Origin of the sequence: Pseudomonas sp. NPDC087697 (genome assembly GCF_044743155.1) — a bacterium.
Lineage (GTDB): Bacteria > Pseudomonadota > Gammaproteobacteria > Pseudomonadales > Pseudomonadaceae > Aquipseudomonas.
Genome location: NZ_JBIUVW010000038.1, coordinates 1 through 25,854, shown reverse-complemented (window position 1 = coordinate 25,854; position 25,854 = coordinate 1). Strand labels below are relative to the sequence as shown.

The following is a 25,854-nucleotide window of genomic DNA, read 5'->3' as shown; positions in this document are numbered from 1 at the left end:
CATCTTTACTGGCGGGTGATCCGTGATCGGCTAAACGCGCATCACCACAGAACCGGTCGTGCGTCGTTCTTCAAGATCCTGGTGCGCTTGCACGACCTGTTCGAACGCATAGACGTGGCTCGGATCGACTTTGAGGATGCCCGATTGAATGGCCCCCAGCAGGTCGGCGGCAGCCATTTTGAAATCCTCCACTGACGAGGTGTAGTGCGGCAGGATCGCCCACGTCAGGTACAGTGCTTTTGGCATCAGCAAGAAAGGGTCGAACGGTTCCGGGAAACCAGACGCTTTGCCAAACTGCACCAGCGTACCGCGTGGTTTGAGTACGGCCAGTGAGCCGAGAAAGGTGTCCTTGCCCACGGAATCGAATACCGCGTTCACACCTACGCCGCCAGTCAGCTCGAGAACACGGGCAACGAAGTCTTCCGTGGTGTAGTTGATGACCTCATCGCAACCCGCATCGTGCGCGACTTGAGCCTTGCTGTCAGTGGACACCGTGCCGAATACGCGCAGCCCCAATGACTTGGCCCACTGCACGAAGATCTGCCCAACGCCGCCAGCGGCCGCGTGGTAAAGAATGGTGTCGCCCGGCTTGAGTGCCACGACTTCTTTCACCAGATAACGCGCGGTCAGGCCCTTGAGAAAACTGGCTGCAGCCTGCTCGTCGGTGACGCCTTCGGGGATGACCATCACCCGATCGGCCAGGTGCAGCTTTTTGCTGGCATAGGCGCCGAAGTTGATGTGGCTATCGCCATAAATCACTCGGTCTCCGACCTTGACCGAGGTGACATTTCGGCCAACGGCTTCGACGATCCCAGCGGCCTCGTCACCGACAATCATAGGGAACTGCGGTACAGGCAGCGTGCCACGACGGAAGTAGACGTCAACGAAATTCACGCCGATTACGGTGTTGCGCACCAGTACTTGATCGTCGCCCGGTTCGGCAATCTCGATCTCTTCAAACTTCAGGGCTTCTGGGGCACCGTATCCGTGGATAACGGCGGCTTTGGCGGTAACTGGCATGATCATGTTCCTCAGTAGGGTTACGAGCTAACCCGATTTAATGAGGTACAGTTTCAGGTGTTTTTGGAGGGACGATAAGCCGGTCAAAGTCGATATCACCTTTCGCGATTTGCGAAAAATAAAATCAGTTTTGAAGATGAGAAAAGGTACCGAGTAAATGGATTTGTGTTCCCAAATGAATGGAATCCACGGATTGGAATAAGCCGGGCTACGCAAATCCTGCCAATTCCCGCGCGAGAAAGTCGAGGAACGCGGTGACCCGACGACTCGCCACACCTTCAGCGGTAACGGCATACAGGTTAGCCTCATCGGGAAGAAACCCCTCCAGGGCAGTCGACAGCACACCGGCTTGCAGTTCTTTGCGGATATTCCATAACGGACTCATGACAACACCGTAGCCTTTGATGGCCCACTGTCGGAGCACTCCGCCATTGTTGGCCATCCGATTCCCCGACACCTTCACCCTCAGCCGTTTACCGCCCTCGGTAAATGACCAGGTTGAAAATGAGCGGTCTGGTCGCGAGATCACTAAGCAGTTGTGACGCGGCAAATCCTGAGGGCAAGTCGGTTTGCCATGAGCGGCCCAATAGGTCGGAGCCGCAGAAATCACTCGACGTCCTGAAACCAGTAGTCGAGCCCTGAGCGAAGAATCGGACAAGGGGCCGTGACGTAACGCGAAGTCCAGATGGTTCTGAACCAGATCAAGCACGTCTTCGGCCAATAGCAGGTCGAAACGAATGCCGGGATGCAACTCCAAAAAACTGTCGATCAAGGGAGCAACCACTTCGCTGCCAAAATCCTGAGTGGTCGTGAAGCGGATGAGTCCTGTCAACGGCCCCTCTTTGACGCCCTCAAGTGTGGCGTCCCACACGGCCAATATCTTTCTTGCCTCACACAGGAATTGTCGGCCCTCGTGAGTGAAGCTCAGTCGCCGAGTGGACCTCGTGATCAGCCGCACCCCTGCGTTCTGCTCCAACTGCTGCAAGGCACCACTGACTGTCGAGGTTGCCAGCGAATGTTGGCGTGCTGCACCACTCAGACTGCCGGATTTATCGATACTGACAAAGATTCGCAACGCGTCGATCGTGTCCATATTTCGCGAATCCAGAATAATGGGTGGCCAGAGCGGTTCGCTCTGTTTCGTCGGAAAGGATGTTGAACTGTTTGATACGCTGGATCTGTTGATCTGATGGTGTTGCCTCAGATATCCAGATCAATCACGTATGAGTCATCAAAATCAGGGTTTTCATTAACGCCGTTTTTTGCATAGCCCCGGGCATTGCAAATGACGCGGGTGTTGCCCACCCGATAGTCAAAGCTCCCGTGGGTGTGACCATGTAGCCAAAGTGCCGGCTGCCAGTCTTTGATCCGGTCTTCGAGGTCTGAAACAAAACTCGAATTAATCGGAGAACGCCTGAAAAGCGGGCTTATGCTCAACCGTGTCGGTGCGAAATGGGAAACCACCACGGTGGGCATGGTTCTGTTTTTGGTGAAGCAGTCTTCCAGCCAAGCGACTGTCTGTAAAAAAACCAGTTGGGAAATCGCTGGAGTGAACAGGTCTTGAAAATCAGGGGAGATTTTTATGTGGGTGAAGTCCCGAATGACCTTCGTCGCCAGATCAATGCCCTGTGCCCGATCCTCTGCGGAATCGAAAAGACGATAGTCAGACCACAGGGTGCAACCCAAAAACCGCACACCGTTGTGGACATACTCCGAACGTTCCAATACGTGGATCTGTGTGCCTTCCGACAACCTGTTCAAGTGCTCGTAGGTAGAGATCAGGTCACTGCCATAAAACTCGTGATTGCCTGCCACGTATACGACCGGAGCAGGGCAGGATTTGGCCCACTCAATGGCCGCTGCCGGTCGGGAGATGTCTCCGGCGAGCACTACAACATCGGCATCCACATCGGGAAAAGGTAATGCGTTGACGGACAAGTGGATATCGGACAGCAAGGCGATGCGCATTGATCAACTCCTACCGGTTTTAAATGGCAGCCCATCCAACTTACGCGTTGATCACCTCTTGCGACAAGCCTGGCGACTCCCTCTCGACACCACGATGGCGACGAGAGGGCGCGAGAGTGTTCCCTAAGAAAACGCGCTTTGAATGACCAGCCGTTGTTGCTCAAGGTGCATCGTCATATTGCCAGGCGCCGTGGATGCACCCGGTGGTGGTCCCGCGTAACGAAGCGAGGCCGATTCCGGGGTAATGTCACGCAGATAATCATCGACGAAACTCCACGCACCCTGATTGCGGGATTCCTCCTGGCACCACACCATCGATTTCAAGTTGTTGTAACGACCGAGCTCATCAGCCAGCGCCTCGTAAGGAAAAGGAAAGAGCTGTTCCAGTCGAACCAAAGCGATATGTTCAGCATTGGCAGCACGGCGGTGTGCCAACAGTTCATAGTAAATTTTTCCGGAACAGGCGATCACACGGGTCACCTTTTCCTGTTCCGCAGGAGTGGTATGCATCTCTCCAATGACTTCCTGAAAAGATCCCTGAGAAAACTCTTCTAGCTCGCTCACAGCTTCGGGATGCCTCAACAAGGATTTCGGAGTCATCACAATCAATGGCCTAGGGGCGGAATGCAAAGCCTGACGTCGTAGCAAATGGAAGAACTGAGCCGGCGTCGTCGGCTGACAAACCCGCATGTTGTCTTGCGCACATAATTGCAGGTATCGCTCCAGTCTGGCTGAAGCGTGTTCCGGACCCTGACCTTCTTGCCCGTGAGGCAACAACAGGGTCAATGCACTTTGCTGACCCCATTTGGCAGCGCCAGCGGCAATGAACTGGTCAGTGACGACCTGCGCGCCGTTGGCGAAATCTCCGAATTGAGCTTCCCACAGAACAAATGTGTCGGGACGAGCAATGGTGTAACCGTATTCAAAGGCCAGGACCGCAGCTTCGGATAACACCGAATTGATGACCGTGAAATTGCCTTGCTGCCCTGGGGCAACATGATCCAGGGGCCGATATTTACCCTGTCCACGTATCTCACGATTCTGCGGATTCAAGACGGCGTGCCGATGGCTGAAAGTGCCTCGCTCGCAATCCTCCCCACTCAGTCTGACATCGACACCAGCGGACAACACGGATGCGAAAGCAAGGTGTTCCCCCATGCCCCAATCCAACGGCTTTGCGCCTATTGCCATCTCGTGCCGGCCATTGATGACCTTGGAGACAAGAGGGTGCAACTTGAAATCCGCAGGAAGCTCGGAGATTCGGGCAGCCAGCGCTTTAATTTGCTCGAGTGTCGGTGCCGAGTAAAAGCTGGTAGTCGGACTTTGTGAGTGATGTTGAGCCGTGTGTACGGCCAGTGAGGTGTCTTCCGTACTTTCATTTATCGCGTCAGACTGAGCATTTTCCAGACCGTCGCGGTAAGCGTGCGCGATGGACAAAACCTGCTCGTCAGTCACCAGTCCTGAAGCGACCAGCTTATTTGCATAGATTTGACGGATGCCCGGATGGGCACCGATCGATCGGTACATCAGTGGCTGAGTAATGTTGGGTGTGTCTTGCTCCTGATGGCCGTGCCGCCTGAAGCAGACCAGGTCGATGACTACGCTTTTGCCAAACTCTTTGCGGAAATCAAGGGCGAGCTGTACCGCATTGACAACGGCCTCAGGATCATCACCGTTTACGTGCAAGACCGGCGCCTCAATCATTTTTGCAATGTCAGTACAGAAAAATGAGGACCTGGTTTCTTGTGGGTCAGAAGTGGTAAAGCCAATCTGATTGTTCACAACGATATGCACCGTTCCTCCGGTGCCATACCCTTTGGTGTAACTCAGACTCAGGGTTTCCATGACAATACCCTGTCCGGAAATCGCCACATCGCCATGGATTTCCACCGGCAGCACGCGCCCACGCTGGGAGGCTTCAAACTCCTCGCTTTGAGCCCGAGCCATTCCTTGAACAACCGGGTTGACGATTTCCAGGTGAGAAGGGTTGAAGGCCAGCACGACTTTCACCGCGCCGTTTTCCGTCTTTATGTTCCCCGTGAACCCCTTGTGGTACTTCACGTCACCCGCCGGCAGAACATTCGCAGCCTTGTTATCAAACTCATCGAACAGATAAGCCGGTGGCTTACCAACCGTGTTCACCAGAACATTTAAACGACCACGGTGGGCCATGCCCATGACGACATTGCATACACCATTTTTAGCACCATGGCTGATGAGCTCATCCAGAAGGACGATCAAGGACTCACCGCCTTCCAGAGAAAATCGTTTTTGCCCGGTGTACCGGATATGTAGATATTTCTCGAACCCTTCCGCTGCCGAAAGGCGCTCAAGAATGCGAAGTTTTTTCTCGGGACCGAGCGCCGGTTTTGATCGTGTGGACTCAAGACGGTTCTGCCACCAATCGCGTTGCAACGGGTCGCTCAGGTACGTGAACTCTGTGCCTAACGTTCCGCAGTACGTTGCCTCTAACGCGGATACCAGGTCAGCGATAGACGCTTCGCCTTTCCAGAATGGATTGCCTGGTAGCTCGATTTTTTTTGCCAAGTCGGCGCTATCCAGTCCGTGAAACACCGGCGACAGCTCCGGCATGGGAGGTAATGGAGCCCATCGCAGAGGATCAAGGTCGGCCCGACGTGCGCCGACCATTCGAAAGGCTGCGATTAATGATTGAGCTGCCAACTGTCTGCGAGCAGTTTCCAGGTCTGGCGCAGCTACCGACAAAGCCTTGCGCCCGGCACGTCGCGCAAGCTGCACAAATTGCTCAATTATCGGCGCGTGTGCGATGTCATCTATCTGAAGCCCGCCCTCTCCGAGGGGCAGACGAAGTGATTCAAAATAGGTGCGCCATTGATCTGAAACGGCCAAGGAGTCAACGAGAAACCGCTCATATAACTCTTCGACATAGGAGGCGTTGCCGCCATGTAAGACTGAAGTTTTTTGGCTTTGCATCGTTAACTCCTCGTTTCTCTGTCCTCGAATAGTTAGAGCAATGCTAACGAAAAAGTAACTTCAGACAGGTAGTAGGTGTTGCTGTTCAAGGCCAATAAAAGTCGATTTTCGGCCAAGCGTCCGCACGAACAAGACCCGCTCGTATTTGACCGGAAAGTGATTGAGTCTGGCCTGAAATCGATGCTTTATAAACTTGATGTGAATGAGTGTCGGTGCCATCGTTGTGTATCGAGCGCCGCCAAATGGGTGATTATTCGCTGGCGATTGCTATTTTATGCCGCTTCGATTTTTTTGTGGTATGTGTGATCGATTGCGAGATCTCCATGTCTATTGTTTTTGCGCTTTTCTCAGTACTTCTGAAGTTGCTCCGATATTCTTTCGGTGTGGTATTCAAGCGCCGTGAAAAAATCATGCGCATATGAGTTGAATTATGAAAGCCACAATTAAATGCAATGGTTTTTAGTGGGGTGTCTGTGTCTTCGAGCATTTTTCGAGCGTGATCAACCCGCACTTGTTCGACGAAAACAGCAGGCGTAACAGCCGCGTATTTGGAAAATATTCTCGAAAAAGTGCGGCGGCTCACCGATACGGCATCTGCCAGTTGGTCCATCGAAAACGCTTCGCCGATGTGATCGGTTACATAGCGCATCACCGTAGTGACGATCGAGTTCTCTTCGGGGCGCAAGGCCAGGAATGGGCTCGATTGTGACTGTCCGCCCTCCCTGTGGATATACACAACCAGGCGTTTTGCGACGGTTACCGCCAGTTCGTTGCCCCAGTCTTCAGCGACCAAAGACAGGCATAAATCAATGCCTGCCGATACGCCTGCAGAGGTGAAAAGATCTCCATCGCGTACGAAAATTTTGTCCGGCCGGATGAAGGTAAGAGGGAATTGATCTTCCAGCCGCTGAACATCATTCCAGTGTGCGGTCACTTCGCGTCCATCCAGCAAGCCGGCATGACCTAACAGAAACGCGCCATTGCACACCGATCCAAATCGCCGCGAACCGTCCGCCTGACGCCGAAGCCAATCCAGAAAACCTTCCTCTGGCCGTGCGTCCGGCATCCTCGGACCACCGGCCACGAGCAACAGGTCGCAATGGCCCGGATAGTTTTGATAGTGATAGGGAACGGCAATCTCCATCCCGTTCGAGCACCGTACATTTCCTGGCTGAACCCCAACCATTGAGACGTCATAACGCTGACCTTCCGGCAGGAATGAATTCGCTTCCGCGAAGACATCGAGTGGACCTGCTACATCCAGCGCCTGGACCCCATCAAAAACAACCAGTGCAAGTCTCATCTGAACCTTCCTTTTCGGCCTCCGTGGGGTGGGTGACAGTAGTGCTCCAGGATCTACGGCGTTTTCACGGCGGGTCGCAAACAGTTTCTCGCCGTTAGCGCTTGTTGTCTCTTTCAATCTGGCCCATAGCTCGCACAATTGGAGCCAGGGAGTCTCGATGATTATAGGGGCACACTATCGGTCGCCGGAAGCTGATTAATAAGTGTCTCGCTATCTCGTCAGAAAATGGCCAGAAATCGCTATTAATTGGCTCTAAAGTTGATCAGCAAAACATCGGCGCTTCTCGGTTTTCCTCTACGCTAGTGACGCTCCGAACAGGTCCACGTATTAGAAGTAGTCCAAGCCAAATGAACTTTCCCGACGGTGAATACGTCGGTAAACGGAGTTGATGTCGATGTGGTACAACACGCCCGCAACAAAACTGTTGGGTATTAAGATTCCCATTGTTCAAGGTCCCTTTGGTGGCGGTCCCTCGTCCGTTGAACTGGTCAGTACTGTATCCAATGCCGGAGGCTTAGGGTCATTTGGTATGCAGTCACTCGAGCCTGAACAAATGATAGAAGTGGCACGGCGGATTCGTACTGCTACGGGTAAACCGTTTGCCATCAACCTTTGGATGTCTAACGGTGAAGAGATGGGATCAAGCCCCGAAGACGTTCATCAAGCAGGTGAGCTTTTGCGTCCGTATTATGCGGAACTTGGAACGGAAGTTTCGGCCAAGCCTGAGCGCTTTATCCCTGATCTGGGCGAGCAGTTAGATGCAATGCTGGAAATCAAACCACCCGTCTTCAGTTTTGTTTTCGGCATTCCGCCTGCCGCCATTATTGCTGCCTGCAAGTCATTGGGTATTTTGACGATGGGGACGGCAACCACTGCGCAGGAAGCAATAGCATTGGAAGCTGCGGGCGTCGATTGCATTGTTGCGTCAGGGTTCGAAGCCGGTGGACATAAAGGGTCGTTCTTGAGACCGGCTGAAGAGTCGCTTACGGGCACTTTTTCCTTGATTCCCCAGGTCGTCGACCAGGTGAGGATCCCCGTAATCGCTGCCGGTGGCGTAGCGGATGCGCGCGGTGTGGCGGCAGCCTTGGCGTTGGGGGCTCACGGCGTTCAGATAGGCACTGCGTTTCTTGCCTGCAAAGAGTCAGCGGCGAGTTTGCCGCATCGCAAAGCCCTATGTGCAAGTCATTCGGAATCCACGACGCTGACGAAAGCCTTCACTGGGCGCTTGGCGAGGAGCCTTCCAAACAGAATGACTTCCGAGATGAGTGGCGGGAGCTCAAAAATCGCGCCTTATCCTGTCCAGGCTTGGTACATGGGGAATCTCGGAAAAGCGGCGTTGATTCAAGGTCACGATGATTTCGTTTCTCTGTCAGCAGGGCAATCCGTTTCTCTGATTCGTCACGACAGCGCGCGCGAGTTGATGGAGGAACTCGTCAGAGAAACTCCGAAGATTTTGTGCAAATACTGTTCCTTTTGAGATGACATAGATCTTCATGCCCGTTTTACCTGCTACATGTCATCCGCCGCCGTGCCCGATCGGCACGGTCGGAGGATGTGCAGCTGTTTGATGCGCCGGTTCTGCTATTTCAGATACCCCAACAACAAGGGTGTGCTGATCGAACGCGTTACTTATCGCGCCCGAAACATGGGGACGAACATCGTCGCCAACGTCTTCAAGCCGGCCGAGTCGACAAGAGTAAAAAGTAGGTGAAGTGGACAATGAGGACACACCGCAACCCTCAGACATTCCAACCTTTCAGCTTCTCCATCAAAAAGTCGATAAACGCCCTTAGGCGCAGCGGCACGTGGCGCCCATGTGGATACAACAGGTTGAACGGCCGTGATCGTCCGCCGTAGTCGGCCAAAACCTCCACCAACGTACCATCCGCCAGCTCGCGCTCGACAATAAAGCGGTAGGTCTGGAACAGGCCGGCACCGTTCTTGGCGAGGGTGACGCCGCCCAGCACGTCGTCCGAGCAGACATAGGCACTCTGGGCGAGAATTTCGCAGGGGGCGCCCTGGTCGTTGAACAGCCAAGGGATGCGTCGGCCGTTGCTCGGCAGCTCGTATTGGATGCAGTCGTGCCGCGCCAGATCGTCGAGATTTTGCGGTACGCCGGCCCGGACCAGGTATTCGGGCGTCGCCACCACCACCAGCGCGGCGTCTTCCAGGTGCCGGGCAACCAGACCGGAATCCGGCTGGGCACGCACGCGGATGGCCATGTCATAGCCTTCGTCGACGAAATCGATGTTGCGGTTACTCAGATGAATGTGCACCTGCACCTGAGGATGACGCCGACGGAACTCTGGCAGCAAAGGCAAAATGCGGTGATGCCCATAGGTGGTAGGGATGCTGATGCGCAAGATACCGGTGGGCACCTGCTGCTGCCCCATCAGCTCACGCTCGGCTTCGACCATCTGATTCAGCGCACTGCGACATTGCCGGTAGTAAACGCGGCCACCCTCGGTCAGGCGAATGCTCCGGGTCGTACGCACGAATAGCCGCGCACCGAGGCGCTCCTCCAGGCGCGATATGGATCGGCTCACCGCCGCCGGCGTGACTCCGGCCGTCAGGGCTGCGCCAGTGAAACTGCCAACCTCCGCCGCCAGGCAAAACAGCTCGATGCTGCCCAGCAGAACATCGTCGAATTGGCGTCGCATGATTGATTACACCATGTATCAAGTGAAGTGCAATATAACGTATTTATCAGTGTTTCAAGCACAAATATAGTCCTGTCCAACAGCGTGGAATAACCCGCTTGGTAACCGCGGGGGGGCTGTGCGCCTCCCGTTTAATTTGATCTGAGGAGTACAGCCATGCCCTTCGTCAACGTGCGTATTACCCGCGACGGCGTCACTTCGGAGCAGAAAGCTCAGGTGATCGCCGAAATCACTGAAACCCTGGAGCGGGTTCTCAACAAACGCCCGGACCTGACCCACATCGTGATCGAAGAAGTCGACACCGATAACTGGGGCTATGCCGGGATCACCACCACCCAATACCGAAAACAACTGGCGGAGGGGCAGTCATGACTCAGTCCGTCACCATCGATTTCGTCTCCGATGTGGTCTGCCCGTGGTGCGCCTTGGGCGCGACGGCACTGGAGCAAGCCATCGACAACCTGGCCGGTGAGGTCCCGGTCGAACTGACCTTCAAGCCCTTCGAGTTGAACCCGGACATGCCGATCGAAGGCGAAAACGCGGTCAAGCACATGATGCGCAAATACGGGCGCAGCGCCGAGGAAGTCGCCTCCGGTAAAGAGATGCTGATGGCCCGTGGTCAGGCCATCGGGTTCCAGTTCGAACTGGAAAAACGCAGCCACTTCTACAACACCTTTGATGCTCACCGTCTGTTGTTTTGGGCGTTGCAGGAAGGGCGTCAGATCGAGCTCAAGAAACGCTTGCTGCGCGCTTATTTCACCGACGGCCAGAACCCGAGTGATCGCGAGACGCTGGTGCGTCTGGCCGCTGAAGCGGGGCTGGATGCGGCCCGTTCGCGTGAGGTGTTGGCGTCCGGAGAGTTTGCCAACGAAGTGCGTGAGCTTGAAGCGTTTTACCGCGAGCACGGCATCAATTCGGAACCGGCCATGATCCTCAACGGTCGTCACCTGGTTTCCGGTTCGCAATCGGTCGAGTACTACGAACAAATGCTGAGACAAATGGCCCAGGCCCCAGCCGAAGCCTGATTGATCACTTTTCAAACCCCAATATTCAGTAGAGGTTCATCATGAGCAATTCGAAAAAAGTCATTGTTATTACTGGCGCATCCCAAGGTCTCGGCGCAGGTATGGTCAAAGCCTTCCGTGATCTCGATTACCGGGTGGTTGCCACCTCGCGTTCAATCAAACCGTCCACCGACCCGGACATCCTCACCGTAGCGGGCGACATCGGCGACCCGGCGATCGCCGAGCGCGTGATTCGTGAAGCAATCGCACGTTTTGGCCGTATCGATACCCTGGTCAACAACGCCGGGATCTTCGTCGCCAAGCCGTTTACCGCGTATACCCACGAGGACTACGCCGCTGTGCTGTCGGTGAACCTGAATGGTTTCTTCTACATCACCCAACTCGCCATCGCCGAGATGGAAAAACAAGGCAGCGGCCACGTCGTCAGCATCACCACCAGCCTGACGGACCACGCCATCGACGGCGTGCCTTCGGTACTGGCGTCGTTGACCAAAGGGGGCCTCAACGCGGCGACCAAGTCCCTGGCCATCGAATACGCCAAGCGTGGCATCCGTGTGAACGCGGTCAGCCCCGGAATCATCAAAACTCCGATGCATGGCGAAGAAACCCATGAAGCGCTGGGGAGTTTGCACCCGGTCGGGCACATGGGTGAGATCAGCGATATCGCCCAAGCCGTCGTGTATCTGGACTCCGCCGGTTTCGTCACAGGCGAGATCCTGCACGTCGATGGCGGTCAAAGCGCCGGTCACTAAGACCGGTCCGCAGCGTCGTCGATAAACGTCGACGGCGCTGCCACTTTTCCAGCGGCACGCTGCTCAAGGGTTTACGGCCATGAACAGTACCTCTGCGGCTTCCGAAAAACCTTCCCAGCGAATCACCCAAGGCACGCCCTCGTATCGACGGATTTCGACTGATCGAAAACCCTACCGCATAAGGATTCAAACCATGACTTCCAGTCAGGTGCTTTTAGAATTGCTCGATATTCAGCTGCCGATCATCCAAGCGCCGATGGCGGGGATTTCCTCGCCGGCTATGGCCGCTGCCGTGGCGAATGCTGGCGGCCTCGGTTCGATCGGAGTGGGTGCAATCAACGCGGCCAGTGCCCGGGCGATGATCAACGCGGTGCGAGAGTTTTCCAGTGGCTCGCTTAACGTCAACGTGTTTTGTCATGAACCGGCCCGCGTAGACGCGGCAGTCGAAGCTGCGTGGCTCGACAAGCTGCGACCGCTGTTTACCCAGTACGGTGCAGAGGCACCGATTGTACTGACCGAGATCTACCGCAGCTTTCTTGAAGACGACGACATGCTTGCCATGCTGATCGAAGAGAAGCCCAAGGTCGTGAGTTTTCATTTCGGTCTGCCTGCGCCAGAGCGGGTTCGTGCCTTGCGTGAGGCCGGCATCGTGTTGCTGGGTTCGGCGACCAACCTGGCTGAGGCGCGGGTGCTGGCGAAAGGTGGGGTTCAGGCAATCGTCGCGCAAGGCTACGAGGCAGGCGGTCATCGAGGGATGTTCGATATTCATGCGCGGGATGATTGCCTGGGCACATTGGCGCTGACTCGGTTGATCGCCCGTCACATTGAACTGCCGGTGATTGCGGCGGGTGGGGTAATGGACGGCGCGGGCATTGCTGCTGTATTAAACTTGGGCGCTGCGGCCGCGCAACTGGGTACGGCGTTTGTCGTGTGCGATGAATCCTTGGCCGATGCCGGCTATCGAGCGGCGCTGTTCAGCGACGCAGCCCATCACACCACCATGACTCGCGCTATATCCGGGCGCATGGCGCGGTCCCTGGCCAACGACTTTACCCGCTGGGGCGCTGACGTTACGGTGGACGAGGTCCCGGCCTATCCGATTGCCTACGACGCCGGCAAAGCGCTGAATGCCGCTGCCAAAACCACGAAACACGCAGGTTACGGCGCGCAATGGGCAGGGCAGGCAGCGCCATTGGCTCGGGCGATGCCAGTGGCGAAATTGATGAAGGTGTTGGTTCAGGAGTTGAGGCAGGAGGGCTATTGCAGCGGTTCTGGAAGCTGATCATCTATATAACAAGCCCGGCCGATGCGTGGCTAACTCGTTGTCATTTCAATTCTGCCGCTACATAGAGCTGGCGATACGCGCCTACCAGTTGATCAAGCGTGAACGCGCGATTTCGCCCACTAGGATTGGGCAGGACCCATACCGAGGCATTGCCAAAGGTCTTTGCCTGAAGCCCCCACGTAATTTCTCGTTGGCCGGATAATGCGCAATACGCCGCTTTGCCGAGAAAAGCCACAAAGTGTGGCGCATAGCGCTCGATCTTTTGTTCAAAATCCGCAGCGGCAGCGATGAATTCATGTAAAGACAGCTGATCCGCTCGCGCCGTAGGCCGTTCAACCACTGCGGTTAATCCACACTGATACTGCAAGATTGTCCGATCGTTTTCCGGGCGCACCTCCTCCGGCGTAAAGCCGGCGAGATGGAGTGTGCGCCAGAAGCGATTGCCTCTGCCCGCAAAATGATGTCCCTGGGCGGCGGCAGTTACTCCCGGATTAATGCCACAAAAAATCACCGCAAGATGCTCAGCAACAATATCTTCGAGTCTTTCACCCACCATAAACCTCGCAAGCCCGGCAGGTGCCGAGGTCAATTATCCACTCTGTTCGGTCTCATCCGCAGATTACGCTTACCGCACCGCGTGCAAGCTCCGTCAATTCAGCGCGGGATTTGCCCGCCCGCGCACGTATCGAAATGCTATGCAGCAGGGATGACGCGAGTACGGCAAGGGCTGCCGGGTCGGCATCGCCTTTCAACTCGCCGGAATCGATTGCTGCTTGCAGACGCGTTTCGAGATCGGCATCGAGCCTGCTGAGCCGATCCGAAAGAACCTCTCGTATTTCAGAATCCTCGACGGCTTCGGTAGTCGCCGTGCCGATCGCAAAGCAGCCACGCGGTTGGCCTTCACCCGAGAAGTAGATCGACAACTGCCCCTCGTAGAAGCGCATCAACGCCTCGGTCAATGTCAGATCCTTGTCCGTTAGCGCCTCATGCATGGCGGCAGCCGCAAACTCCCAATACTGCTCAAGCGCCTTGATATAGAGCGCGTGCTTGTCACCGAATGCCGCATAGAGGCTCGGGCGGTTCATTCCGGCGGCAGTGGCGATGCTATCCAGAGACGCGCCGGAGTATCCGGTGCTCCAGAACACACCAAGCGCCTGCTGCAGCGCTGTCTGCGGGTCATACGCACGGGGGCGGCCTCGGCCTTTCCCCTCGGTAATCTTTTTTTGTGCCATGTTGTACAAAAACCTTGAGTGCGGGTTGGTTGGGAGATATTCTTACACAATCGCACAAAATTAAGGAACCAGAAATTCCTTGGCTTAAGGTTTGTTGTAGCGGAGCTCGAACTGAGTGTTGCGGCGACGAAACAGGTGCGGCGGAGCGATCCTCCTGACCGCGCACGGGCTTGATTCCTCACAGCAACTATTGACATCAGGGTCGCAGGCGATGTTCGCGGACCCGATTTCCCGGTTAAAGGTGTACTCGAAAATGACTAAACAGTTCGACATCCCAGCTTCGCAGACCTTCGAGCACCCAGGGCCGAACCAGACTGGCACGCCCATCAGGAGACCGCTCAAAGAGAAATTACGACCACTGCTTATGGTGGGTTTCCCTGTGCTCGTCGCTGCGGTTGGGTACGCACACTATGTGGCGGGCGAGCCCTATGTTTCGACCGATAACGCCTACGCCCGGGTGGCGAAGGCATCGATCAACGCGCGCATTTCCGGACAAGTCGTCGAAATCGCGGTCGAGGACAATCAGCCTGTTCACAAGGGCCAGATTCTGTTTCGGATCAACCCGGAGCCATTCCAGATCGCAGTCAACCGTGCAGAAGCACAGCTGAGCGTCGCGCGGCTTCGCATCGATGGACTCAAGGCCAGCTACCGGCAGCAGCAGGCTGAACTGCAATCGGCCAAAGAGTCGGCCGATTTCGACCAAAAGGAGTTTGCCCGGAAGAAGGCGCTGGTCGCTACCGAGTTCGTCTCGCGCGCCATTTATGAGCGCGCAGACACGGACCTTAAAGTTGCGCGGCAACGAATAGCGTCAATCGAACAGCAGATCGCCAGTACGGTCGTTGCATTGAACGGCAATCCAAACATCGAAGCCGACAGCCACCCGACGGTTCGTGAAGCCAAGGCTCAACTGGACGAAGCACAGCTTTACCTCTCGTACGCGACGGTGTACGCGCCTGACGATGGCATCGTGGCCAAGGTCGACGATTTGCAGGTGGGCAACTATGTCAACAACGGTGCGCCAGTCTTTGCTCTGCTATCTGATCGCCAGATTTGGGTTGAAGCCAACTTCCGCGAAACGGAGGTGACCCATATGCGTCGAGGTCAGGAAGCAACCATCAGTATCGATACGTATCCTGATCACGTATTCAAAGCCCACGTTACCAGCATGAGCCCTGGTACCGGATCGGACTTCGCACTGCTGCCGCCTGAAAATGCGACCGGTAACTGGGTCAAGGTTGTCCAGCGGGTACCGGTCCGCCTCGAACTCGATGAGGTGGATCCTGCTCTGCCACTTTTCTCGGGTACCAGCGCCACGGTCAAGGTCGATACCGGGTATCGCACGCCCTGGTGGCACCCGCTCAAGGCGCTGTTAACCGCAGGTACCGACCGATGAACGCCAACCTTGTTGGAGCCCCGGCGGGAGAGGGTGCGCGCACGCTAAGGTTCGCGGCTCTGCTGGCGACCTATATGCAGTCTGCGAACCTGCCTTTGCCGAATGCGGCACTCAGGTTTATTCAGGGCGCCTTGTCGATGACCGATGACGAGGCTGGCTGGGTATTCACTTCATACCTCGCTGCGAGCGCCATCACCCTGCCAATTGCGCAGTGGCTCGCCGGACGCTATGGCTTGAAGGTTGTGTATCAAGCCGCGATAGCCTTCTTCGTCCTTGGCTTGTTGCTCGCAACAAAGGCAACGACCCCGCTGGAGTTCGTCGGTGCGCGCATTATTCAAGGCGCCGCGAGTGGCGTGCTGGCACCGCTCTCGATGGCCATTGCAATGGAGGCACTGCCACCTGCGCGGCGTGCGAAATTTGGCTCGATGTGGACGGCCATTGTGCTCTTCGGCATCGTCAGCGGCCCGAGTATCGGTGGTTGGATCAGCGAACATTACGAATGGCGCTCGATCTTCTACATCAGCCTTCCGGTATCGGCGTTTATCTTCCTGGTGGTGACGCTTTTGCTTCAGGAGAAAAAGGCCGAGAAAAGTCCGTCTTTTGACTTCTTCGGCTTCGGCACCTTCACGCTAGGCATGATCGGACTGCAAATGCTCCTCGACCGCGGTGAGCGCCTGGAGTGGTTTGCCTCGCCCGAGATCTGGCTGGAAGCGCTGGCCTGCACGGCGGGGCTCTACCTGTTCGTTGTGCATGTGCTGACCGCGAAGGTGCATTTCCTCAACAAGAGTTTGTTCAGAGACCGCAACTTCGTGCTGTCGACGATCATCTTTTTCGCACTCGGTTTCGTGCTGTTGTCGACGATGGCGCTGACGTCCCCGATGTTGGATGAGCTGATGGGGTTCCCTCCGAACACGACAGGCTACCTGACGATACCGCGAGGTGTAGGGCTCGTAGGTGCATTCATCCTGATGGGCCGCATTCCCGATCGTATCGACCGTCGACCCTTCGTTGCGGCAGGCGTAGCCGTGGTGGTTTATGCCAACTGGCTGATGCTCGGTTATTCGCCTGGGATGGACTGGTCGCCCGTGGCGATTGCCGGTGCAATCCAGGGTGTCGGCCTCGGTGTCTTGATGCCGTCGATCACCAAGGTGGCGTTCAGCACACTCGACCCCAAGTTCCGCCCGGAAGGTACCGGTCTTTTCAATCTGGCACGTGTTTATGGGAGCACGATCGGCGTTGCGGTCGTGCAAACCTTCTTCTTCAACAATACGCAAGCGATGCACATGGCGCTGGCAAGCAATCTGACGCCCTATCGCGCCGCTGCGCATTCGGTGATGGCGTCGGCGTCCTTGCCAGCGCTTGGAGCGCTCAACGAAATGATCACCGGCCAGGCGGCTTTTATCGCACTTATCGACCAGTTCAAGGTTTTGATGTTGGCGATGCTGGTGGTGAGCCCGCTGGTTGTGTTTCTTCGCAAACCCGTTCCGACCAACTAGTTTTCGTGGAGTCTGCCAAATGAAATCCAATGCGCTGGTAATCAACAGACATTTGTTCCAAACGACGGTCGGTGCGGTGTCGGCTCTTATGTTCCTGTCCGCCTGTACCGTCGGCCCTGACTATCAAACGCCCCCGGCGAGCCTGTCGCAGCACTATGATCAACAAGCCGAGCAGCGTCTTGGCGAGAGCGGTAACAGGCTCGGTGAGCAGCACATTGAGCTTGGCAAAAAAGTCAGCGGTGACTGGTGGTCTGTCTTTCACTCGAAGAAGCTCGACAAGGTTGTACGGCGGGCAATTGACGGCAATCTTGAGCTCGTGGCTGCGGATGCAACGATCCGGCAAGCGGCATCCTCCGTCTCCGCGGCGGAGGGTGCACTTTATCCGCAGGTCGATTTTGGTGCTCAGGCTGGCCGCCAACGGGTACACAACGGGCCCGAGCCATCCGTGTCCAATTTCTATTCGATTGGGCCGCGGGTCGGTTTCGACCTTGACGCGTTTGGCGGTAACAAGCGGCTAGTCGAGCAGCAGGAAGCATTTACCGATCTGCAGAAACATCGATACGAAGCGGCGTACCTGACCCTGACTGGCGATGTTGCGAGCCAGGCGTTGTTGGTTGCCTCTGCAAACGCGCAGATGGAAGCCGTCGAGAAGCTGCTTGCCAATGACACAAAGAACCTCGAACTCGTGCGCATGGCGCACAGTAATGGCAGCATCACGCAGATCGATGTTTCGCTGGCCGAGACGCGCCTCGCTCAGGACCGCACGCTGTTGCCGCCCCTCGCTCAGCAGCGTGATTCGGCACGACACGCTCTGTCGATTCTGACGGGAAAAGGTCCTGGGGACTGGATCGCGCCTGACTTCGATCTTGCCGAGTTTGTCTTGCCGTCAAGCGTGCCAGTCAGCTTGCCCTCGGAAATGGCCCACGGCCGGCCGGATGTACTGCAAGCAGAGGCTGAGCTGCACATGGCCAGCGCCGCCGTTGGAGTCGCGACAGCGAACCTCTATCCCCATGTAACGCTGTCCGCGTCTCTTGCACAGGCCGCTTCAGGCAATGGCGGCGCCGCACTCTGGGGCTTGGCTGCGGGGCTGGCGGGTCCGATCTTCGATGGTGGAACGCTCAAGGCTGAACGTCAGGCTGCAGTCGACGGCTACAAGGCGACTCTCGCCGGCTACCAGCAGACGGTCATTAATTCGTTCGGCCAGGTCGCAGACACTCTGCAGGCAATCAATCATGACGCTGAGGAAAATCTGGCGCAGGAGGACGCGTTACGAGCGGCCGAAACGAGTTTTCGGTTGAACCAACAAGCCTACGCGCAAGGCGAGAACAGCATTCTCCAGGTGCTCGAGGCAGAACGTGCCTATGAGCAGGCGTTACTGGGCCGAATCAGAGTGAAGACGGCGCAGTATCTCGACACGGTGCGGCTGTATGTGGCACTCGGTGGTAATTCCGTCGGTGCGTTTGAGCAAAGAGTGGCCAGTCGCGAAGAGCGGAAAACTTCCTTTCAATAGCAGCTGCGTTTTTCAATACTTGTCTAGTGTCGTTAGGTATCCCTGTTCCTGCAGACCATTGAGTAAGTAATTGCCCGCCTTGGGCTCGTCTTCCACTACAAGGATGTTCATGAAAATTACCTTGGTTCTTCGGTATTCGATCCACAAAAAACGGACCTGAAAGCCGCGAGCAGGCTACACGCAAGTTTAGCCCAATCATCAGGTTGTGTTGCGTATTGCCTGCTCTCGGACAGTCATGTACATAAAGCATCTCATCAGTTTTCGTTCGTGCAACGTCCTTGAGTCTGATAGTCCAGCACATGTTCCCGCCCCTGATGATCCAGGTAATCGAGACGGGCCGGAATTACGCCGCATTGGTCCGAGATGTCAGTCATGGATTTGACTTTCGCAACGTCCAGATGAACGAAGAAGCCGGTTTTGTCGTGGATCACCGCCGAGGTGTCGCTGGTATCGGCGAAGGCTGAACCGGTGGCGAGGAGGGTGGCGAACCCGAGCATGAACAGTTTCATGGCAGTATCTCCCTGGTTACGGTGGGCTGCCTGTTGTTTGGCAGTGAGTTCACAGTAACAAGGCAACTCAAACAGCCGACGAACAGCACAATTACAAAGTTGTAATGCAATCTTGTCCGAGCTAAGGCTAAGGCTGATGTGCTCCAGCGGCATGTCGCTGAGGTGATCAAGTCTGCTTTGCAGCGCTGGATTGATCAGCACCGGTAGGAGCGAAATGGCGTTACCTCGTCGAGCAACGCGCTGATAGGGGCGAGTCCACAAGCGTGGTGTGTGGAAGATCTTGGAAATCAACACGTGAACTGGGCAATATTCCAAATAACCGAGGCCAGCTTATCTCCATGAAAATATTGATATTTGGTGCATCTGGTATGGTCGGTAGCGGCGTCCTGCGCGAATGTTTGGGCGCGCAGGATGTCGAGTCTGTTCGTTCGATCAGCCGAACACTTCTGGATATTCAGCACGCCAAGCTTGAGCAAGTGATAAGACCAGACTTCGCAGCAGAGCCGTCCACCTTGGGCGACGATGACTTGCGCGATGTTGATGCATGTTTTTTTTGCCTTGGCGTCACCGCTGCCGGTTTGACGGAGGAGCAGTATACGAAGGTGACTTACCGTTTGACGGTGGCCATTGCGCAGCGTCTTTGCCAGCTCAATCCCGAAGCGACATTCGTTTACGTATCGGGAGCAGGTGCCGACAGCACCGAAAACAGTTCAACGATGTGGGCCAGGGTACGCGGCATGACGGAGAACAGTTTGCTTCGTCTTCCATTTAAGCGAGTGCACGTACTGCGCCCCGCGGTTATCCAGCCGTTGCACGGAGCGACATCAAGGACCAGGTCTTACCGACTCTTTTACCGTCTGACGGGGCCATTCCTCACGTTTGCGCGGTATGTCTTTCCCGAGAAGGTGCTAAGCACAGAGATAATTGGCCAAGCAATGCTATCGATTACGCGCTATGGCACCGCTGAAGCCGTGCTTGAGTCAGCGCAAATTTACCAACTGACGCGAGGTGAAAGGTCCGGCCCTGGGGTTTGACTGTAACGGTTGGTGTGCCATCTTATTGTCTTAAACAGAGCGGGTTCATGGTGTGGCTGTCTGTTGGAGAGCTACCAAACTTTCCACCACGGTTTTCTTACTTTCATTCCTGGTGCACTAGTACACTGGACTGACTCTTCATTCAGCTGCAAATACCAGATATTCGGCTTTAGGTCTGACTCCCATGGGCAAACGCCGAAATTTTCAGTCAGCGCTTCGTACGCCAAACGACTGGTCAAGTAGTACTCCGGCACAGTCACCTTGCGATCATCAAGGTAATAGACCTTTTGCCACTCTTCTTCCGGGCAATCGTCTTCATCCAAATAGAATTCAGCCGTTTCCCACTTTTGCTCGAATGGCTTTGTTACGCCGAACAGCCGCACGTCAGATCCGCTGGCCTGAAGTCGTGATCGAGTCAGAACACCGTCTTCGATGAGTGCATAACCATAGCTGTCGCCGGAGTCGTACTGACAGAAAGCAATCATCAACGCCGGCTTATCAAGTATTTCGTGCAAGCCGCAAAGATCATGTTCAGGGTTTTCGAGAATGGGCCAAACCAGCGCGTGATTGCTGATGATCCAGATGTCGCCAAACTGCTGTACGAGAACATGGTGGTCATGACGGCTGTCAAAGGAGCGGTCAATGGGGGCCGATAATCTGTTTACAGACTTCCCAAAAAGGCTCGCAACGGCCAATTCCGGGGTGAAGCTCTCTTCGCCTGAGCGAAAAGCGATTCCTGCTTGCGCTACGCCCACGTTAATTTCCTTCTGCACAGGATCAATTTTCGGGAACGGTCATCTAGAGATAAGCGAAACCTGAATCCCAGAATGTTATCGGCATGATCGAAAAAAACTGCATCATAGCGCGCATCAAATAAAGCCCTGATTTCAGAATGGGCGCCGAGTCTGGATACACTGCACCGGACCGCAGACATTCAACATTACAACCACTCGTGCATCTTTAGGCCTGAGGCTCTTCATTATTGTGTCGGAGTCCGCTAACTGGGCGGATCCGACGCCTGAACGTCCACGCAACGGTATGGGCGACTGACCGCTCCTGGCCGAAAGAAGTCCTTGCCGAGCGACCGCTTAGGGGCGAAAGCGGTCCTTCGGTGTTCCATGGATAGATGGTAGCTACGCAGTGGGAGCAGTTTCTTTGCTGACCACCTTAACAAGGAGCCTTGGAAATCGGCAGTAACCCAACGTGATCCTCGTGCCTTAAGCGCTGTTTTATGCAAACAGGCCCAATAGCCGCAAATACGTTCTTATGTGCTGCTACCGAACATTCCCAGAATGAAATCTCGCACATGGACGATGCGTGGATTGCGCATAACGGTCTTTTTCCAAACCAGATACAGGTTGTTGGTGGGGGCGTCTTGACTCGGAGTGATCGACACCAACCGGCCTGATTCCAGCGCCTCGGCGCACTGGTAATCCGGTAGAACGCTCCATCCGTGCCCCTTCACGACCAGGTCCTGAATGATGCGCAGGTCGGCGATTGTCAGCGCGGCCTGCAATGTTGGCGCAAACTGGAACAGCGCGGTCCACACCGGCCGAATCAGCGGCAGGTCTTCATCGAACGCGATAAGCGGGAGCTTCGCCAGCATTTCCGCAGTCGGACGCTTGCCCAATTGCTTGGCCATCTCCGGAGCGAGGACGAGCAAAAAACGCTCGGTCAACAGCCGTGCGAATCCGTGCGAATGCTCATCCGGCATGGAGGCGGTGATGGCCAGGTCCGCGGTCGAGGCATTGAGGAGGCTGTAGATGCGGTCGCGGTTGCCCGTGTGCACGCGGATCTGAAACCCCTGCGCCATCAGCGGTGCCAGTCCCGCCGCGATCTTGGAATAAATGAAGTCGGAAGGCCCGGCGATATGCACGGTGCCACCCATCTCACCGCCCAGACGGTATGAGGCCATCCTCATCTCCAGCCCGTCCAGCATCGGGCCGATCGCCCGCGCCAGTTCGTCAGCCGCTTCCGTCGCCGTGACGCCACGGGCACGCCGCACGAACAACGGCTTGGCCACAAAAGCTTCCAGCGCCTGGATGTGCAGGGATGCCGCGGGTTGTGTCATGCCCAGGGATTCGGCCGCCCGGGAGAACGACTGCAGCCGGTAAGCCTCGATAAATGTGCGCAGATGATCAAGATGGCTCATGGATAGTGTCACGCCGCTGCTGGCGACGCCCCCCGGAAGGTTCTGGTGGCGATAGCGACCTGTTCGGCACCGGAGCGCCGTTCGCCGGCCGATCTGCATGAAGAAAGTATCTCAGCCATAAATATATTTATCCATAGACCATTAAATGATAATTCCTCATATCCATCGACCTTCTCTACGATTCATGGCAATTGCGGCCCAAGGCTGTTCATTCCTGAATGATCGAGAGAGATTCTCATGCCACTCATCGTGTACATCTTTACGCTCAGTGCCTTCGCACTGGGCCTTGCCGAGTTTGTTCCCATTGGCCTGACCGATGTCATGGCGCAAAGCTTGGATGTCAACATCGAACAGGCCGGCAGCGCCGTGACCCTGTACGCATTGGGGGCGACCTTCGCGGCGCCCGTCCTGACCGCCTTGACCGCCTTGACCGCCGGATGGTCACGCAAGCAAGCCATGCTGGTGACAGTATTGGTCTTCACCGTTGGCAGCCTGCTCGCGGCGATTGCCACCAACCTGTCAACACTGCTGATTGCGCGCTTTGTGGCCGGCATGGGCCACGGCCTGTTCCTCGCCGTGGCCTCGAGCACGGCGGCACGTCTCGTCGGGCCGAAGAAGGCCGGCAGCGCCGTGGCTGTGGTGTTCGGGGGGTTCACCATTGCCATGGCGATTGGCGTGCCGATCAGCACCTACCTTGGGGGCGTGATCTCCTGGCGTCCGGTGCTCGGCGCGATCGCGGCGTTCGGCGCACTGGGCTTCCTCGGCCTGCTGCTGGGCATGAAGGAGCCACCCAAGCAACAAGGGCACATTGGAGCCGACTCGGTCGGGCAGGCGCTGAAGGCGATCTTCCATCCGACCTTGCTGGTTGCTGCGCTCGTCACGGTGCTGGGCTATGCCGGCTCGTTCACTGCCTACACCTACATTGCACCGCTGCTCACGGACGTCACCCACGTCAGTGGCACCACGGTCAGCATCTTCATGCTGATCTATGGCGTGCTCGCCGCGATTGGCAACGTGATTGGCGGCAAGATGACCGACCGGATCGGCGTGGATCGTTCAAGCGTGATCGTGATCAGCGGTATCGCCCTCGTTGCGCTGGGTATGTGGGCTTTCGCCTCCTCGGCGCTTGCCATGGGCGTACTTGTCGCATTGCTGGGCCTATTCACCTTCGCTGCCGTGCCGGCCTTGCAGGCGCGCCTGATCGGCATCGCCGAACAGCATGCGCCGCACGCCCATGGCGTGGCGGCCGGCCTGAACATCGCCGGTTTCAACTTCGGCATCGCCTTGGGCTCGGTATTGGGCGGCGTGACCATCGGTACCGTCGGCGTTTCTTACATGGGTATGGTCGGTGCCGTCGTCTCGGTACTGGGGTTGGTGCTGCTGATGGTGCGCAACCGGGGAGGCGACTACCGCGCGGTCGTGGGTCCTGCCGCATGACGCGGCCGGGCGGTAGGGGTGAAACCGAAGCAATCCCTATTTTTCCCATCTCCATTCTTTTACGTGAGGCACTTATGACCACACTGTTCGATTTATTTGACCTATCAGGCCTATCTCGCGTGGCCTACCGACAAGTCGATGAGCCGCGCGTCGGTGCCGTCGGCACAGCCGTTGGCCGAGTCCTGGCTCGCTGCCTGGCACCCCTCCATGCGACTGAAGCCGCAATGATTGAAAGGGAATGACCATGACGACGCCCAACAACTCCTCCGCCAAGCGCCTCACCGTGCAGATTCCGACGCCATCGGGTGATGCGATCGAAGCGTGGGTCTACCTGCCCGAGGGCAGCGGCCCCCATCCCGCCGTGGTGATGGCCCACGGTATCGGCGCCATCAAGGCGGGAGGACTGGCTCCGTTTGCCGAGCGCTTTCGCGAGGAGGGTTTCGCCGCCATCGCCTTCGACTACCGCAACTTTGGCGGTTCCGGCGGACAGCCGCGCGAAGTGCTCTGCGTCCCACGCCAGCGCGAGGACTACAGCACCGTCATCGGCTGGGCAATTGAACAGCCCCACATCGACCCGAGCCAGATCATTGTTTGGGGCACGTCATTCGCCGGCATGCATGTCGTCGAACTTGCTGCCTCCGACACTCGACTGGCTGGGGCCGTGGCTCAAGCCCCGCTCACCGATGGCTTGGCCGCGGCGATGATGGCTCCGCCCAGGACCGGGATTCGACTCTTCGGGCTGGCACTGCTCGACCTCCTCGGCTCCGTTTTCGGTCGCCAACCGATCTACATCCCCGGTCACGGAAAACCAGGGGACCTGTCCATCGGCGCCACACCGGACGGCCTGTTCGGGGAGAGGCTCATGACGCCGAAGGATGGGACGCGGTGGCACGACCGTGTGGCCGCACGGTCTTTGCTTAGTTTCTCGTGGCGTCGCCCCGTGCGACGCGCCGCCTCCGTACGTGTCCCCCTCCTGCTCGTCGTCCCCGAGGCAGACACCATTGCGCCGGTGCCTGCCGCACTCGAGGTTGCCCGCAAGGCACCGCGGGCTGAATTGTTCCGAAGCGCCGGTGGTCACTACGACGTCTACGAAGGCGGAGCAGGGTTCGCCGACGTGCTGCGAGCAGAGGTCGATTTCCTCCACCGTCACGTCAAAACGGCAGCCAAAAAGGGTTCCTGAAGCCCCTCCCGGATGGGGCGGTTCACTTGAGGATACGTCGACTTACCTAAGCCAGACCCCGAATTGGCCGCCTCTTCGCGCTGCTACAGCATCAGCAGGAGTTGGGCGTCGGCCAAGGTACCAGGATGGTCAACAACAGTTATGACAAGGCCCTGGCGGAACATATGCCATCGCCAGCGGCGCCGCCGACCTGGTGGCATTCGACAAGCTCTTCATAAGCAATCCCGATCTGGTCAAGCGCTTGCGCCAGAGTGCGGCGCTAAATGCTGGGGGCAGCAGCACGTTCTGTGGTGGTGGCGAGCGAGGTTTCTACGACTACTCAACTCTGACCAGTTCAAGGTAAATGTCCCCTCCTGGCCGATAGGAGCATGTCGCCACCGGGAGCATTGGATCGTAAGTGGGTTTTCAGGCATACCCCGGTGGGAGCCGGTTTGCCACTTGCCCCCAGCATCTACTGATTTCCTTGATAATGCCGCTGTCACCCATCTTGGTCGCAAAGGTATCGCATACCGAGAGATGCTCTAACAACCAATCATCCGTCCATCCCGCCCATTCACCAGCAATGGATCTGAGGTTTCCTTCAAGCACCGGGAAAACTTCGCCCCACAGGATGCTGTGAATTTCTTGTGGTGAATAGCCGGTTTCGAGGACTACGCGAGCGACATAGTCAAAGGTTGCGTCAGTGATCTCGGTATCGAGGAAAAACTCTGAAAGTGCTTGCCAGATCTTCAGGCGGTTTGTGTCGACAGCTTCCATGCAGTATCCCGAAGCATTAATGGCGCCAAGCGGCCGATGGATGGAGTAGCTTGCGGAGGTTCAGACGGATAGCCGCTGGAGGCAGGGCCGTTTTCGGCCCAGAGTGTGTAAAAACGCTGGATGAGGCTTTCACCTTCAAATCCAGGGCCTTTCTCACGCTTTGGCGCCCACGCACGGTCAGGATGCCCTT

At 56.6% G+C, this 25,854-nt stretch carries 24 protein-coding genes and 1 pseudogene; 11 read left to right on the top strand and 14 right to left on the bottom strand.

Annotation, left to right across the window (positions count from 1 at the left end; all coding sequences use genetic code 11):
* Nucleotides 1-30: 30 nt before the first annotated feature.
* From ACIPIN_RS21955 to ACIPIN_RS21935, 5 genes are all read right to left on the bottom strand, one after another.
* Nucleotides 31-1,020 (bottom strand): quinone oxidoreductase family protein, encoded by a 990-nt coding sequence (locus ACIPIN_RS21955; protein WP_401122029.1) that lies wholly within the window; start codon nt 1,018-1,020, stop codon nt 31-33.
* 208 nt (nt 1,021-1,228) lie between these two features.
* Nucleotides 1,229-2,113, bottom strand: a complete 885-nt coding sequence (locus ACIPIN_RS21950) for a LysR family transcriptional regulator (protein ID WP_401122027.1) — start codon at nt 2,111-2,113, stop codon at nt 1,229-1,231.
* 107 nt (nt 2,114-2,220) lie between these two features.
* On the bottom strand, nt 2,221-2,988 hold the full coding sequence (locus tag ACIPIN_RS21945; RefSeq protein ID WP_401122025.1) for a metallophosphoesterase: 768 nt from the start codon (nt 2,986-2,988) through the stop codon (nt 2,221-2,223).
* Between the two features lie 123 nt (nt 2,989-3,111).
* Entirely contained in the window at nt 3,112-5,940 is a 2,829-nt protein-coding gene (locus ACIPIN_RS21940) for a 2-oxoglutarate dehydrogenase E1 component (RefSeq protein ID WP_401122023.1), read from the bottom strand.
* Nucleotides 5,941-6,190: 250 nt separating this feature from the next.
* Nucleotides 6,191-7,243 (bottom strand): GlxA family transcriptional regulator, encoded by a 1,053-nt coding sequence (locus tag ACIPIN_RS21935; RefSeq protein ID WP_401122021.1) that lies wholly within the window; start codon nt 7,241-7,243, stop codon nt 6,191-6,193.
* A gap of 394 nt (nt 7,244-7,637) precedes the next feature.
* On the opposite strand from ACIPIN_RS21935, the gene ACIPIN_RS21930 reads away from it, so the two are divergent.
* On the top strand, nt 7,638-8,720 hold the full coding sequence (locus tag ACIPIN_RS21930) for an NAD(P)H-dependent flavin oxidoreductase (RefSeq protein WP_401122019.1): 1,083 nt from the start codon (nt 7,638-7,640) through the stop codon (nt 8,718-8,720).
* A gap of 262 nt (nt 8,721-8,982) precedes the next feature.
* On the opposite strand, the gene ACIPIN_RS21925 is transcribed toward ACIPIN_RS21930, so the two are convergent.
* Nucleotides 8,983-9,903 (bottom strand): LysR family transcriptional regulator, encoded by a 921-nt coding sequence (locus tag ACIPIN_RS21925; RefSeq protein ID WP_401122016.1) that lies wholly within the window; start codon nt 9,901-9,903, stop codon nt 8,983-8,985.
* A 156-nt stretch (nt 9,904-10,059) separates the two neighbouring features.
* On the opposite strand from ACIPIN_RS21925, the gene ACIPIN_RS21920 reads away from it, so the two are divergent.
* From ACIPIN_RS21920 to ACIPIN_RS21905, 4 genes are all read left to right on the top strand, one after another.
* A complete protein-coding gene (locus ACIPIN_RS21920; RefSeq protein WP_401122013.1) occupies nt 10,060-10,275 on the top strand; it encodes a 4-oxalocrotonate tautomerase family protein in 216 nt (71 codons plus the stop codon).
* Entirely contained in the window at nt 10,272-10,928 is a 657-nt protein-coding gene (locus tag ACIPIN_RS21915; protein WP_401122010.1) for a DsbA family oxidoreductase, read from the top strand. Before ACIPIN_RS21920 ends, ACIPIN_RS21915 begins: the two co-directional genes overlap by 4 nt.
* Before the next feature lie 41 nt (nt 10,929-10,969).
* A complete protein-coding gene (locus ACIPIN_RS21910; protein ID WP_401122007.1) occupies nt 10,970-11,680 on the top strand; it encodes an SDR family NAD(P)-dependent oxidoreductase in 711 nt (236 codons plus the stop codon).
* Nucleotides 11,681-11,873: 193 nt separating this feature from the next.
* On the top strand, nt 11,874-12,962 hold the full coding sequence (locus tag ACIPIN_RS21905) for an NAD(P)H-dependent flavin oxidoreductase (RefSeq protein WP_401122006.1): 1,089 nt from the start codon (nt 11,874-11,876) through the stop codon (nt 12,960-12,962).
* A 43-nt stretch (nt 12,963-13,005) separates the two neighbouring features.
* On the opposite strand, the gene mug is transcribed toward ACIPIN_RS21905, so the two are convergent.
* The gene (gene mug, locus ACIPIN_RS21900; protein ID WP_401122112.1) at nt 13,006-13,518 is read right to left on the bottom strand and encodes a G/U mismatch-specific DNA glycosylase; all 513 of its coding nucleotides are present in this window, start codon (nt 13,516-13,518) and stop codon (nt 13,006-13,008) included.
* A gap of 55 nt (nt 13,519-13,573) precedes the next feature.
* Nucleotides 13,574-14,197 carry a TetR/AcrR family transcriptional regulator gene (locus ACIPIN_RS21895; RefSeq protein ID WP_401122004.1) on the bottom strand — a complete coding sequence of 208 codons (624 nt, stop codon included), beginning with the start codon at nt 14,195-14,197 and terminating at the stop codon, nt 13,574-13,576.
* Between the two features lie 253 nt (nt 14,198-14,450).
* Between ACIPIN_RS21895 and ACIPIN_RS21890 the strand changes: the two genes are divergently transcribed.
* The 3 genes from ACIPIN_RS21890 to ACIPIN_RS21880 are packed head-to-tail and all read left to right on the top strand — an operon-like array spanning nt 14,451 to nt 18,596.
* Nucleotides 14,451-15,590 (top strand): HlyD family secretion protein, encoded by a 1,140-nt coding sequence (locus tag ACIPIN_RS21890; RefSeq protein WP_401122002.1) that lies wholly within the window; start codon nt 14,451-14,453, stop codon nt 15,588-15,590.
* Nucleotides 15,587-17,086 (top strand): DHA2 family efflux MFS transporter permease subunit, encoded by a 1,500-nt coding sequence (locus ACIPIN_RS21885; RefSeq protein WP_401122000.1) that lies wholly within the window; start codon nt 15,587-15,589, stop codon nt 17,084-17,086. Before ACIPIN_RS21890 ends, ACIPIN_RS21885 begins: the two co-directional genes overlap by 4 nt.
* 19 nt (nt 17,087-17,105) lie before the next feature.
* Nucleotides 17,106-18,596 (top strand): efflux transporter outer membrane subunit, encoded by a 1,491-nt coding sequence (locus ACIPIN_RS21880; RefSeq protein ID WP_401121997.1) that lies wholly within the window; start codon nt 17,106-17,108, stop codon nt 18,594-18,596.
* 24 nt (nt 18,597-18,620) lie between these two features.
* Here ACIPIN_RS21880 and ACIPIN_RS21875 read toward each other — a convergent pair.
* A pseudogene (locus tag ACIPIN_RS21875) lies at nt 18,621-18,707 on the bottom strand (DNA-binding response regulator); the annotation flags it as partial.
* A 143-nt stretch (nt 18,708-18,850) separates the two neighbouring features.
* On the bottom strand, nt 18,851-19,105 hold the full coding sequence (locus tag ACIPIN_RS21870; protein WP_401121994.1) for a DUF2790 domain-containing protein: 255 nt from the start codon (nt 19,103-19,105) through the stop codon (nt 18,851-18,853).
* A gap of 338 nt (nt 19,106-19,443) precedes the next feature.
* Here ACIPIN_RS21870 and ACIPIN_RS21865 point away from each other — a divergent pair, with 338 nt between their 5' ends.
* Entirely contained in the window at nt 19,444-20,139 is a 696-nt protein-coding gene (locus ACIPIN_RS21865; protein ID WP_401121992.1) for an epimerase, read from the top strand.
* A gap of 71 nt (nt 20,140-20,210) precedes the next feature.
* Here ACIPIN_RS21865 and ACIPIN_RS21860 read toward each other — a convergent pair whose 3' ends face one another.
* Together ACIPIN_RS21860 and ACIPIN_RS21855 are read right to left on the bottom strand one after the other, a co-directional pair.
* Nucleotides 20,211-20,894, bottom strand: a complete 684-nt coding sequence (locus ACIPIN_RS21860) for a hypothetical protein (RefSeq protein ID WP_401121989.1) — start codon at nt 20,892-20,894, stop codon at nt 20,211-20,213.
* 509 nt (nt 20,895-21,403) lie between these two features.
* Nucleotides 21,404-22,291, bottom strand: a complete 888-nt coding sequence (locus ACIPIN_RS21855; protein WP_401121987.1) for a LysR family transcriptional regulator — start codon at nt 22,289-22,291, stop codon at nt 21,404-21,406.
* A gap of 237 nt (nt 22,292-22,528) precedes the next feature.
* Here ACIPIN_RS21855 and ACIPIN_RS21850 point away from each other — a divergent pair, with 237 nt between their 5' ends.
* Together ACIPIN_RS21850 and ACIPIN_RS21845 are read left to right on the top strand one after the other, a co-directional pair.
* A complete protein-coding gene (locus ACIPIN_RS21850; protein ID WP_401121984.1) occupies nt 22,529-23,728 on the top strand; it encodes an MFS transporter in 1,200 nt (399 codons plus the stop codon).
* Nucleotides 23,729-23,972: 244 nt separating this feature from the next.
* Complete coding sequence (locus tag ACIPIN_RS21845) at nt 23,973-24,908, top strand: alpha/beta hydrolase (protein WP_401121982.1); 936 nt, start codon at nt 23,973-23,975, stop codon at nt 24,906-24,908.
* A gap of 405 nt (nt 24,909-25,313) precedes the next feature.
* On the opposite strand, the gene ACIPIN_RS21840 is transcribed toward ACIPIN_RS21845, so the two are convergent.
* Nucleotides 25,314-25,664 (bottom strand): hypothetical protein, encoded by a 351-nt coding sequence (locus ACIPIN_RS21840; RefSeq protein ID WP_401121979.1) that lies wholly within the window; start codon nt 25,662-25,664, stop codon nt 25,314-25,316.
* The coding region (locus tag ACIPIN_RS21835) for a hypothetical protein (RefSeq protein ID WP_401121977.1) at nt 25,637-25,854 on the bottom strand (218 nt) is incomplete at its 5' end. The genes ACIPIN_RS21840 and ACIPIN_RS21835, both read right to left, overlap by 28 nt.

Excerpts from the sequence above, each read along its gene's own strand:
- ACIPIN_RS21955 (WP_401122029.1), bottom strand. The coding sequence starts at position 1,020 with ATGCCAGTTACCGCCAAAGCCGCCGTTATCCACGGATACGGTGCCCCA.
- ACIPIN_RS21950 (WP_401122027.1), bottom strand. The coding sequence starts at position 2,113 with ATGGACACGATCGACGCGTTGCGAATCTTTGTCAGTATCGATAAATCC.
- ACIPIN_RS21945 (WP_401122025.1), bottom strand. The coding sequence starts at position 2,988 with ATGCGCATCGCCTTGCTGTCCGATATCCACTTGTCCGTCAACGCATTA.
- ACIPIN_RS21940 (WP_401122023.1), bottom strand. The coding sequence starts at position 5,940 with ATGCAAAGCCAAAAAACTTCAGTCTTACATGGCGGCAACGCCTCCTAT.
- ACIPIN_RS21935 (WP_401122021.1), bottom strand. The coding sequence starts at position 7,243 with ATGAGACTTGCACTGGTTGTTTTTGATGGGGTCCAGGCGCTGGATGTA.
- ACIPIN_RS21930 (WP_401122019.1), top strand. The coding sequence starts at position 7,638 with ATGTGGTACAACACGCCCGCAACAAAACTGTTGGGTATTAAGATTCCC.
- ACIPIN_RS21925 (WP_401122016.1), bottom strand. The coding sequence starts at position 9,903 with ATGCGACGCCAATTCGACGATGTTCTGCTGGGCAGCATCGAGCTGTTT.
- ACIPIN_RS21920 (WP_401122013.1), top strand. The coding sequence starts at position 10,060 with ATGCCCTTCGTCAACGTGCGTATTACCCGCGACGGCGTCACTTCGGAG.
- ACIPIN_RS21915 (WP_401122010.1), top strand. The coding sequence starts at position 10,272 with ATGACTCAGTCCGTCACCATCGATTTCGTCTCCGATGTGGTCTGCCCG.
- ACIPIN_RS21910 (WP_401122007.1), top strand. The coding sequence starts at position 10,970 with ATGAGCAATTCGAAAAAAGTCATTGTTATTACTGGCGCATCCCAAGGT.
- ACIPIN_RS21905 (WP_401122006.1), top strand. The coding sequence starts at position 11,874 with ATGACTTCCAGTCAGGTGCTTTTAGAATTGCTCGATATTCAGCTGCCG.
- ACIPIN_RS21895 (WP_401122004.1), bottom strand. The coding sequence starts at position 14,197 with ATGGCACAAAAAAAGATTACCGAGGGGAAAGGCCGAGGCCGCCCCCGT.
- ACIPIN_RS21890 (WP_401122002.1), top strand. The coding sequence starts at position 14,451 with ATGACTAAACAGTTCGACATCCCAGCTTCGCAGACCTTCGAGCACCCA.
- ACIPIN_RS21885 (WP_401122000.1), top strand. The coding sequence starts at position 15,587 with ATGAACGCCAACCTTGTTGGAGCCCCGGCGGGAGAGGGTGCGCGCACG.
- ACIPIN_RS21880 (WP_401121997.1), top strand. The coding sequence starts at position 17,106 with ATGAAATCCAATGCGCTGGTAATCAACAGACATTTGTTCCAAACGACG.
- ACIPIN_RS21870 (WP_401121994.1), bottom strand. The coding sequence starts at position 19,105 with ATGAAACTGTTCATGCTCGGGTTCGCCACCCTCCTCGCCACCGGTTCA.
- ACIPIN_RS21865 (WP_401121992.1), top strand. The coding sequence starts at position 19,444 with ATGAAAATATTGATATTTGGTGCATCTGGTATGGTCGGTAGCGGCGTC.
- ACIPIN_RS21855 (WP_401121987.1), bottom strand. The coding sequence starts at position 22,291 with ATGAGCCATCTTGATCATCTGCGCACATTTATCGAGGCTTACCGGCTG.
- ACIPIN_RS21850 (WP_401121984.1), top strand. The coding sequence starts at position 22,529 with ATGCCACTCATCGTGTACATCTTTACGCTCAGTGCCTTCGCACTGGGC.
- ACIPIN_RS21845 (WP_401121982.1), top strand. The coding sequence starts at position 23,973 with ATGACGACGCCCAACAACTCCTCCGCCAAGCGCCTCACCGTGCAGATT.
- ACIPIN_RS21840 (WP_401121979.1), bottom strand. The coding sequence starts at position 25,664 with ATGGAAGCTGTCGACACAAACCGCCTGAAGATCTGGCAAGCACTTTCA.